Annotated in this window: 10 protein-coding genes; 3 read left to right on the top strand and 7 right to left on the bottom strand. The window is 43.3% G+C overall.

Features of this window, described 5'->3' with window-relative positions; translation table 11 throughout:
* From JZU62_RS06630 to JZU62_RS06600, 7 genes are all read right to left on the bottom strand, one after another.
* Positions 1–496, bottom strand: a 496-nt coding sequence (locus JZU62_RS06630; RefSeq protein WP_295013126.1) for a 3'-5' exonuclease, incomplete at its 3' end; no start/stop codon positions are given.
* Positions 496–2,319, bottom strand: coding sequence for a putative nucleotidyltransferase substrate binding domain-containing protein (locus JZU62_RS06625; protein ID WP_295013124.1), 1,824 nt, complete (start codon positions 2,317–2,319; stop codon positions 496–498). The genes JZU62_RS06630 and JZU62_RS06625, both read right to left, overlap by 1 nt.
* Positions 2,320–2,322: 3 nt before the next feature.
* Entirely contained in the window at positions 2,323–3,984 is a 1,662-nt protein-coding gene (locus JZU62_RS06620; RefSeq protein WP_295013122.1) for a cation acetate symporter, read from the bottom strand.
* The gene (locus JZU62_RS06615; RefSeq protein ID WP_295013120.1) at positions 3,984–4,298 is read right to left on the bottom strand and encodes a DUF485 domain-containing protein; all 315 of its coding nucleotides are present in this window, start codon (positions 4,296–4,298) and stop codon (positions 3,984–3,986) included. The genes JZU62_RS06620 and JZU62_RS06615 overlap by 1 nt, the downstream gene beginning before the upstream one ends.
* Positions 4,299–4,310: 12 nt before the next feature.
* Complete coding sequence (locus JZU62_RS06610; RefSeq protein WP_295013118.1) at positions 4,311–5,633, bottom strand: OprD family outer membrane porin; 1,323 nt, start codon at positions 5,631–5,633, stop codon at positions 4,311–4,313.
* 135 nt (positions 5,634–5,768) lie between these two features.
* The gene (locus JZU62_RS06605) at positions 5,769–6,431 is read right to left on the bottom strand and encodes a response regulator transcription factor (protein ID WP_295013116.1); all 663 of its coding nucleotides are present in this window, start codon (positions 6,429–6,431) and stop codon (positions 5,769–5,771) included.
* Complete coding sequence (locus tag JZU62_RS06600; RefSeq protein ID WP_295013114.1) at positions 6,412–7,644, bottom strand: HAMP domain-containing sensor histidine kinase; 1,233 nt, start codon at positions 7,642–7,644, stop codon at positions 6,412–6,414. Before JZU62_RS06600 ends, JZU62_RS06605 begins: the two co-directional genes overlap by 20 nt.
* Before the next feature lie 105 nt (positions 7,645–7,749).
* Here JZU62_RS06600 and JZU62_RS06595 point away from each other — a divergent pair, with 105 nt between their 5' ends.
* The 3 genes from JZU62_RS06595 to JZU62_RS06585 form a co-directional block, all read left to right on the top strand.
* Positions 7,750–8,256 carry a peptidylprolyl isomerase gene (locus JZU62_RS06595; protein WP_295013112.1) on the top strand — a complete coding sequence of 169 codons (507 nt, stop codon included), beginning with the start codon at positions 7,750–7,752 and terminating at the stop codon, positions 8,254–8,256.
* 3 nt (positions 8,257–8,259) lie between these two features.
* A complete protein-coding gene (locus tag JZU62_RS06590) occupies positions 8,260–9,339 on the top strand; it encodes an epoxyqueuosine reductase QueH (protein WP_295013110.1) in 1,080 nt (359 codons plus the stop codon).
* 63 nt (positions 9,340–9,402) lie between these two features.
* A partial coding sequence (locus JZU62_RS06585) for a cation:proton antiporter (protein WP_295013108.1) occupies positions 9,403–10,405 on the top strand: 1,003 nt, incomplete at its 3' end.

Genomic DNA, 10,405 nt, shown 5'->3' with positions numbered 1-10,405 from the left:
AGCGTAAATCAACATTTCCTTGAGGAATCAGCTCTATTTTTTTATCAAAATAGAGCCCTGAAATCTCAATTTGTTTATTGGGGAATTCACACCCCATCCATGGCTTGATTAAACGATTCATCATCGCCATATCAAACTCCAAATAATACCCAACCAAAGGACGATTTCCAATAAAATCGAGAAATTTTTTAACCCCTTCTGAGGGTAAAATTGCATTTTCCAAGTCGCAGGGACGAATATGATGGATTTTGATGCTTTCAACACTGATCTCTTTGTCAGGTTTCAAGAATACTTCAAAGCTCTCAGAGGTCAAAATACGATCCCCTTTGACCTTTACCGCACCGATACTGAGTACCGCATCTTTTTTGGTATTGAGCCCCGTCGTTTCGGTATCAAACACCACCACTTCATCACCGTTGTAGGGTTCAAACATCCACGCATAGTTTTCATCATTTAGTCCACGACGGTTCCATGCACGTTTGAGAGACGCGAACATCACACCACCATTCCGAGATGAAAATGGTAAGTGAGAAATTTTTTAAACGTATTGACGATTTTAAACGCATCTTTGAGTAAATCACGTTCGGCTTTAGAGAGCAATTTCGGATTAACATAATTTTGCTCTTCACTTCCCTGCTTTTGGGCGAGGATAAAACGCAAACGGATACTGAGCAGCGTGTCATACGCTTCGATCAACTCACTCGCAAACCGCTTATCGAACAATCCGAGGTTATTGAGTTCTTTGATCCGCTCCGTCGTGTTGGTAGAGGCAATTTTATGTTCCAAAGAGAGGATACGGATACCGTGAACAATCGCGAAAATCCCCCCTTTTTTAATATCAAATTCGCTTTCGTGCTCCGCGCGTCCCAAAACAAAGCCTGAGAACAGACTCAAAGGAGTTTCAAACGCCAAAGCGGCTTTCGCCAAATGTGCCATAACATCGCTTCGACCCTCAAAATGATCAAACAGGTAATGTTGACACTCATCTAAGAGTGTTTTATCTCCCGCAACACAATGAGCATCGAGGAAAATCGATAATCCCATCAACGCCTCTTCGCTCATCGTATCGACCCAGCCGCTTATAAGCGTTTTGTACCCTCCGACACTGCGACGCCAGTATGGGTTTGAAACCATCACGTTGCCACTGCATTTTGGAAATCCTAATTGCAAAAGATGCGCGTTTAACTCCATCATATAGGACTCGAATTGCGCTTCATCTTCACCGTCTCGGATAATGAGGGCATTGTCCTGATCGGTTCGCAAAATCTGCTCCCCTCGCCCTTCACTTCCCATCACGATCAACGCACATTTGTCTTGAAGCGATGAGGGAACGACCATCTCAAACACTTTACGATACACCTTGGCATTTAACTCACTCACGAGTTTGGAGACGTAACGTACCCGAACCCCTTTGGTCGTAAGCGATCTGACAAGATGCGTTAGTGAACGCTGAGCATTTTGAAGCTCATCGATACTCACTGCACGATCGATTGAGGCGGCGATAAGATGGGTATGGTTGGCAAAATGGCTGAGAAGATCAAGCTGTTCCAAAATACCGACAATGACATCGTTTTCGACGACTACCAGCCGCTTAATGCCGTGTTTAGTAAAAAGCAACAGTGCATTGAAGAGAAAATCGTGTCTCTCTATCGTTATCAAACCGTACGTCGCGATCTCGTGAATCGGATCATTACGGCTTTTGTCACTCAAAAGGAGCTTTTCGCGCAAGTTTGTATCGGTAACGATCCCCATTTGCTCGCCGTCACGAACCAAAATTACATTGCCGTCCTGATCCGCCATTTGTCGCAACGCATCTTTTATAGGCATCGCTGCATCCACAAAACAGGGTGCATGAAGATAGATTTCATCCACACGGGAAACCATAAACGGAGTCAACTCATTTTGGTGCTGTCGCTCTTTTAGGTTTTGGTGCTTGGTGATGAAATCTTGCATAAAGTAATTTTGAAACGGTTCGACGTCTTGGAGAAGGTTAAGGAAAGATTCTTTGGGGAGTTCGTAGCAAATAAGGTCTTCGGCGACACTGAACGTACTTTGGGTATTTCCATAGATAAGGGAGTTGGCGTCAAAGCTGTCGCGCTCCCCGTATACGTTTTGGAGTTCACCCTCGATACTCTCGTTGACAATCCCTTTGATGATGATGTAGAGAGATTCCGCCCTCACCCTCGGAGCGATAAGAACCGTCTCTTTGGGATAATAGGCGATGTCCATCTGGGTCATCAGTTTTTCAATCATCCTCTCGCCCAAAAGGTCGAAAGGATGAATTGACATCAATAGTGCTTTTTGGTCAAAGAGACTCATAGGTTAATGCTCAACTGCGCCCTCAGCACCAATACCGGTTTGAGAACGGATATTTTGTGCTTCAAACGCTTCGATCTCTTTTTTCGAATTTTCAGATTTATCAGTAATCGAGAAGAACCAGATTCCGATAAACGCTGCACTCACAGAGAAAAGAGCCGGATATTTGTAAGGGAAAATTGCTTCCGCATTTTTCAATACATCCACCCAAACGGTCGGCCCAAGTACCACAAGAACCGCAGCAGTCAATAGACCGAGTGATCCACCGAGCAATGCACCGCGAGTCGTGAGTTTTGACCAATACATAGAGAGGAACAAAATTGGGAAGTTAGCTGATGCTGCAATAGCGAATGCCAATCCAACCATGAATGCAATGTTTTGCTCTTCGAATGCAATACCTAAATAGATAGCAATAATTCCCAAAACAACCGTAGCCACTTTAGAAACTTTCATCTCCATCATTCCATCCGCTTTACCTTTACGGATAACACTCGCATACAAGTCATGGGATATTGCCGAAGCCCCTGCAAGGGTAAGCCCAGATACAACCGCAAGGATTGTTGCAAATGCTACCGCAGAGATAAATCCTAGGAAGAAGTCTCCACCCACTGCATGTGACAAGTGAATCGCCGCCATATTATCCCCACCGAGGATTGGATAACCACCATCAACCGCTTGTTTAGCAAGGTCAAGATATTGTGGGTTTTGGAATACCATAACAATCGCACCGAAACCGATAATGAACGTCAAGATATAGAAATACCCGATAAATCCTGTCGCATAGAAAACCGATTTACGTGCTTCTTTTGCATCACTAACCGTGAAAAAGCGCATAAGGATATGCGGAAGACCCGCTGTACCGAACATCAAAGCAATACCAAGTGAGATTGCCGAGATCGGATCACTCACCAGTTTACCCGGAGCCATGATAGAGGCTGTCTCTTTTATCTGTACCGCAGTCGCAAACAATGTTTCGAAGTTAAAGTTGTAGTGAGCCATAACCGCAATCGCCATAAACGTAGCACCTGAGAGGAGCAAGAACGCTTTAATGATTTGAACCCAAGTAGTTGCCAACATCCCACCGAATGTTACGTAGAGGATCATCAAGACACCGACGAGAATAACCGCAATCTCATAATCCAAACCGAAAAGAAGTTGGATCAATTTACCAGCTCCAACCATTTGAGCGATAAGATACAAAATAACCGTTACAATAGAACCAAACGCCGCCAATGTACGGATCGGTGTTTGTTGAAGACGATACGATGCAACGTCCGCAAAGGTATATTTACCGAGGTTACGGAGCTGTTCAGCCACCATAAACAAAATAATCGGCCAACCGACCAAAAATCCGATAGAGTAGATCAAACCATCATACCCTTTACCGTAAACAAGAGCCGAAATACCCAAAAATGACGCCGCAGACATATAGTCTCCCGCAATCGCCATACCGTTTTGGAACCCTGTGATCCCTCCGCCGGCAGTATAGAAATCTTTTGCCGTTTTAGTACGTTTTGCCGCCCAATACGTGATCCCAAGAGTTGCCCCTACGAAGATCAAGAACATAATAATCGCCGACATATTTAACGGCTGTTTCTCTACCGCACCGCTGAGTGCCTCACCGGCAAACGCTGCAACGGAAAAAAGAGCTAATAATAACGCTTTCATCACTCTCCCTTTGCTTTGGATTTAATTTTTGCAGTTAGTTCGTCAAACTCGCCATTTGCACGACGAGTATAGATACCAGTCAAGATAAATGCACTTAGGATAACACCTACACCGACCGGAATCCCAACCGTTGTTACAGAACCCGCAGATAACGGAGTCCCCAAAATTGACGGATCAAATGCAATCGTTAAAACAAAGCCAAAATAAATGACCAACATTACAATTGTCAAAGTCCATGCAAATTTACTGCGTGTTTTGACCAAATGGATAAAATCTGGATCGTTCTTAATACGATCAACCATCTCTTGTTTCATAATAAACCTCCTTTAAAAGTTGTAGTTTGCGATAAAGCGATATTCATCCCAGCTTGTATCAGTTGTAGCTGTATTTTTGAATTTATCCGGGAAGTTACCACGGAGACGAAGTTGGAGATTTTTAACCACTTCTGGGTTCCAAATAACATCAAATCCTGGTTCAGTTGTTTTTCCAACCGTGTATGAACCAGCATATCCCTTAACATCAAAGCTTGCGTAATATACGCTCGCGGTCAAATTTGCACCCATGTCTTTGAAGTTATAAGTTCCTACAACCTTCCATGCATCCGTTCCACTCATAAATTGGTGACGTGTAACCATACCTTGTGTGTACGCAGGCATTCCACCCCATGGCGTAATCGTTCCACCTTTAATGGTTGAAGCATCATCTGAACTGTTATGTGACATGGCACCGTATACATCAAAATTGCCAACTTTAGCACCTGCTTTAGCAGCGATAAAATCACTGTTTACTTCACCTGCATAATCATTTCCTATGTTATCTTCTTTGATATACTGTACACCAAAATATGGAGATATACCATTAACAGATAGCCCATAATTTGCTTCTGCATATATTGCATTCAAAATATTATTAGCATAATAGTCCCACAACTGAAGCTTTAGCCCTGGGATTCCCGAATAAATCGCCGCAGCAACACTTACGCCATTTGTATTTTGACCAATAGCGTATTCACCCATATTCGTAAATTTTCCTACCATGTTAGTCGCATTAGCAACCATACTATAGCCACCGGTTAATGCAAAATCCGCACCGCCATTATTATAGGCATTAGCAAACGTTCCAGCTGAAAATTTTGTTACGTGCGCCGCAACCAACGTCGTATCTTTAACATCGGTATTACTAAGAACATACGCTTCAAAAAGGTTTGGAAGCATACGAGCATCATCGCTACCCGCCATCGGAGTATCAAGTTTTTGACGTCCTACTTTAAATGTTGTATTCTCATATTTATATTGAAGATACGCTTCACCAAGGTAAGACTCATCATCACCATTCGGTCCAAACAATGTTGTGTCATTTTCTTTAGTTACTGAACTTTTATTGTCAAGTTTATTGGTAGTATAGAATGCAGTCCCAAAACTTAACCCGCTTAAAGAGCCAGTTTCATATTTAAGATAACCGCCAACGCTTAAACCATCACGGCTATACGTAGCAGTTGCATCATTGTAACCGTATGATCGATCAATATAGAAAGCACGGATTTGCCCACTAGCTTTCCCCTCTTTAAACATTCCTGCCAAATCATCGGCTGCCATAGCATTCATAACTAAAGCCGACGCCACAAGCGATAGAGATACTGTACCTCTCATTTTAACTCCTTGAACAAGTTTTTACAGTGTCATTATGAAAACGAAACGTAGCATGAACGTAGCAATCGCAAAATTAGAAAAATTTATCGTCAGAAAGTGTAGAAAGAGAGGTTTTGTGTGTAAAAAAGTAACGCTTTAGCTTTTTGGGATGTCGATCATGTAACCTATTGCACGAATATTTTGGATGAAGTCTTCTTTGAGTGATTTTTTGAGGCGGCTTACCTCAGCCCGTATCGTCGGGTTATCCACATATTCTTCGTCCCATACGTAGTTTCGAAACTGATCAAAATCGACTACACGTCCACGATTACGGGCTAAAAGGTCGATGATTTGAAGCTGTCGCTTGCTAAGAGGCTGTGTTACATTATCACACATCAAGGTTGAGGTAGATGCATCGTATCCGTAACTTTTTGAAAGACGAAGATGATTTTGAGGAGTGGCACAGCTCTGCATCACTTTATCGATACGGAGTGCGAGCTCTTTAAGATGAAACGGTTTTTTGAGATAATCATAGCACCCTAAATCATACGCCCGAGATATCCCCTCGATATCGACCAATGCGCTTATATAAATAGCAGGGGGACGAATTTTCAGAACATGAAGCTGTTCGAGAAGATCCAATCCATCGATTCCGGGAACATTTATATCCAATATCAGCAGATCAAATGTCTCTTTTTTAAGGGTTTCAAGAGCCTCTGCACCATCATAAAAGGTGGTAACACGATGTCCCGATGCGAGTAGATATTCATTGATCGCTTCACTCAGCATCTGTTCATCTTCAAGAAGAAGTATTTTCACCGTTACCCTTTTTAAAGTGATATTCGAAGTGGGTTAATTCATTGTCGGAGACAATGTTGATTTCCACTTCGTCCTCATCACAAATCGACTTAACCAAGCTAAGCCCCAATCCAAATCCATCCGTTTTTTTACGCTCACGATAGTATGCCTCGAAAATCTTTTGCGGTTCATGAATTTTTTGAGATTTACTCTCAACCCAAAATCGACACTCCCCAGTATCGCCCTCTACTCCAACACGAATCTCTTCACCGTTTTTAGTATATTTGATTGCATTGGTGAGATTATTATCGATTACCCTCTGAAGTTTGGTTTCATTAAACACTATCCAAGCGATAAATTCTGGCTTATGATACGTAAACGTGAGATTAGAAAACTGGGCAACCTCATCGAAAAATTCGAGCCGCTTTTGGACATATTCACCCAGATCAATCGCTTTTTTAGGATAGTCGATTTGATCCTTTTTAACCAAATAACTCAAATCATCGTAGATACTAAAGATATTTTTAACCGCAGCCTCGATCTTCGCCAAATAACGGTTACGTCCCTCGCTCATACTAAATAGCTCAATATTGGCCATAATCACTGAGAGAGGGGTATGGGTTTCATGGATTGCGTAACGGATAAACTGTTTATGCGATTCGAGCAGCCCTTGTGAAAAAGTTTGCTCCTCTTCGAGCGCATCATTTTTGATTTGAAGGGCCTGTGTTTTTGCCCGCACCCGCTCTTCCAATCCGACATTGAGTTGTTGGAGGGATTCTTTTTGCTCTTGGAGGGTTATTGCCATCTCATTCGCAAATCCCGCCATCCGCTTGAACTCGGAAAAATAGAGTTCATTGCGATCTATCGGCTCTGCCCTCTCCCGAGCTGACTCAAAAAAATCCGAAAATCGTTCCATATCCCGAGCAATCATACTGTTCACAATTTTGGAAATACCGAAAATAAATCCAAAGAGGATCAATGCCAACGTTGCTATTTCAACAATTACTTTGATGAGGCGTGTTTTAGGCAGATCTTGATAAGAAAGAGAACTGCTTAACGGAGCCCCTTTGATTATCTCCACACCGTTTTGCGCTGTTTTTAAAAAGTCTTTATATTCGTCATAGATGAGAAGAGAAGCGATAATAACGGTAAAAAAGAGGATAAATACAATCGTATAAAAGTTCAAGTCACGTAGTGAAATACTCGATAACCGACGTTGTAGCCACTCTTCCACTTTTGCACCATCTCCAAATTAAATTGCCTCATTATAACCCAATACTTCCGAATGGTTAAGATTGATCCACTATAATTTCAAAAATTTCCTTCAAGGATCAGACACATGTTCGGACGAAAAGAACTTAAAACTTACACGCCAACAGCCGAAGAGTTAGCAAGCTACCAATGGGCGAAAATGACCACTGCCAAAGGGGTTATGTGGATTAAACTCTACAATGACGAAACTCCTAACACGGTTGCCAACTTCGCGGCACTCGTAAACGACGGTTACTACAACGGTCTTAACTTTCACCGTGTAATTCCTGGATTTATGGCTCAGGGCGGTTGCCCTCACGGAACCGGTACAGGCGGTCCAGGATGGGCTATACCATGTGAAACTTCTCTTAACAAACACAAACATGTCAAAGGGACTCTCTCTATGGCACACGCGGGACCAAACACCGGAGGAAGCCAGTTCTTCATCTGTTTCGGCAGCACTCCACATCTTGACGGTGTTCACACGGTTTTCGGTGGAATCGAAGCGGATGATAAAGATTCAATGGCAGTTCTTGATTCTATCGCTATGCGTGACACTATCGAAAGCGTTGAAATCCTAGCTTCTCGCGACTAATTTATGCTCGTCCACATCTGCTGTAGCGTTGATTCTCATTTCTTTATCGAAAAGCTACAACAGGAATACCCCGATGAAAAACTCATCGGGTTCTTCTATGACCCCAATATCCACCCTTACAGCGAATACCGTCTCCGACTTTTAGATGTTGAACGCAGCTGTCAGAAACTGGGAATTGAGCTGATAGAGGGCGAATACGATTTTGAAAACTGGATGGACGCCGTACGCGGTTTAGAAAAAGAGCCTGAAAAAGGATCACGCTGTGAGGTGTGCTTCGACCGTCGTTTCGAAGTAAGCGCCCACAAAGCGATTGAACTGGGTGAGTCCACCATGACCACCACCCTCCTCGTCAGCCCCAAAAAATCCCAAGAACAGCTCATCCGTAGCGGCGAAGCATTCGAAGCCTCACACGGCATTAAATTTATCCCGTTTGACTATCGTAAAAACAACGGAACCGCCGATCAGGGACGGGTTGCCAAAGAACACCAACTTTACCGTCAAGACTATTGCGGCTGTCTCTATGGTCTAAGTATGCAGCGTGATCAACAGCATAGATTGATGGACGAAATGTTCTCCCCTGTTTCAAAACAGATTCTCCCCGCCTCTATCGAAGAGAGGCTGGAACTCTACACCCGCCGTAATGAACTCGAAGATCAAGGCATCCCCTATCGCATCCTCAAAGAGCGGTTTTACAATTACCGTCTGATGCGTGCCTCGGTAAAAATTGCCGGAGACGTGATCCCTTCCTATCCCCTCTTCTATTCGACCATCAACCGCCCCTCCACCGAAGGAAAAATCGATTTTGAGATCGACGGGCAGTTTTTCCTCAACCGAGAAGAGGTACGCTTTATCACCCTCGATACCTTCAACACCCTCACCACCTCATCGTATAAAAATACAAAAGAGTTAATGTTTAACGCACCCTCTGTCGAAACTGAGATAGCTTTACGCACACAACTAGCCGATAGCCCGTTTAACACCTCAGCGATCATCATAGTCGATACGATCCCCACTGAAAAAATATCTCTTTTGCTAGAGACGAAAACGTATGAGGATACAAAGGAAAATATCATCCAGATTTAAAAGTCATACTATTCGCCTCTTTTTTAACCACCCTTAGCACGAACCTTGCACTATAATATCTTTATGGAAACACTATTACTCTCAATCTTTTTAACCGTTGCCATCGCGACGGTGCTCAACATCATCCTAAAGCGATTCGGGATATCTCATATCATCGGCTATATCGCGACGGGGACAATCGTTAGTACCCTTTTCGGATTCAACGGCTCGGCGAATGATTCGCTTGATTTTATCGGGGAGTTTGGTATCGTCTTTTTGATGTTTACTATCGGACTAGAGCTGAGTTTGGAAAAAATCAAAAAAATGAAAGAGATTCTCCTCACCAACGGCGCATTGCAAGTGCTTCTGAGTGTTGTCGTGATCTTTTTACTCTCTCACTATCTATTTCATCTCAATTTCAATACCTCCCTCATCATCTCACTGGCGTTTTCCCTATCCTCCACCGCTATCGTGCTCACCTATCTCAAAGAGTCCAAAGACATCCATACCCCCTATGGGCAAAAATCGATGGGAATTTTGATTTTCCAAGACCTCGCCGTTATCCCGATTCTTTTGCTTATCACCTTTTTGTCCAACGACACCCTCTCACTGGGTGAAGTATTGATCAAAACGGTTCTTTCCGCCCTCTTCGTCGTCGTCTTTATGTTTACGATAGGGGATAAAATCGTTAATGCTCTCTTGCAGTTTTCGGCTAAAACGGAACTCGAAGAGCTCTTTTTAGGCTCGGTTTTTTCCATCCTCATCGGAACTTCACTGCTCGCGCACAGTATGGGATTTACCTACTCACTGGGAGCCTTTATCGCGGGGATGATTATCGCCGACACCCGCTATAACGTCAAAGTCGAATCCGATATTTCCACCTACAAAGACCTCCTACTGGGGGCTTTTTTCTTCGGGGTGGGGACAAAGATCGATATGTTCTATTTTGCCCAAAACATCCATATTATCATTTTTGTTTTTGCCTTTGCTATGCTCTTTAAAGCGCTCGTCATCTACGCGATTATACGACGTAACTCCGATAAAAATACCTCAGCGAAAACCGCCCTCTCCCTCGCGCAAATCGGGG

Origin of the sequence: Sulfuricurvum sp., assembly GCF_019163035.1 — a bacterium.
Taxonomy (GTDB): Bacteria; Campylobacterota; Campylobacteria; order Campylobacterales; family Sulfurimonadaceae; genus Sulfuricurvum.
This window is presented reverse-complemented; position numbering and strand designations above follow the sequence as displayed.

Bases quoted from the DNA above. Each gene is read 5' to 3' on its own strand.
- JZU62_RS06625 (WP_295013124.1), bottom strand. From the start codon at position 2,319: ATGAGTCTCTTTGACCAAAAAGCACTATTGATGTCAATTCATCCTTTC.
- JZU62_RS06620 (WP_295013122.1), bottom strand. From the start codon at position 3,984: ATGAAAGCGTTATTATTAGCTCTTTTTTCCGTTGCAGCGTTTGCCGGT.
- JZU62_RS06615 (WP_295013120.1), bottom strand. From the start codon at position 4,298: ATGAAACAAGAGATGGTTGATCGTATTAAGAACGATCCAGATTTTATC.
- JZU62_RS06610 (WP_295013118.1), bottom strand. From the start codon at position 5,633: ATGAGAGGTACAGTATCTCTATCGCTTGTGGCGTCGGCTTTAGTTATG.
- JZU62_RS06595 (WP_295013112.1), top strand. From the start codon at position 7,750: ATGTTCGGACGAAAAGAACTTAAAACTTACACGCCAACAGCCGAAGAG.
- JZU62_RS06590 (WP_295013110.1), top strand. From the start codon at position 8,260: ATGCTCGTCCACATCTGCTGTAGCGTTGATTCTCATTTCTTTATCGAA.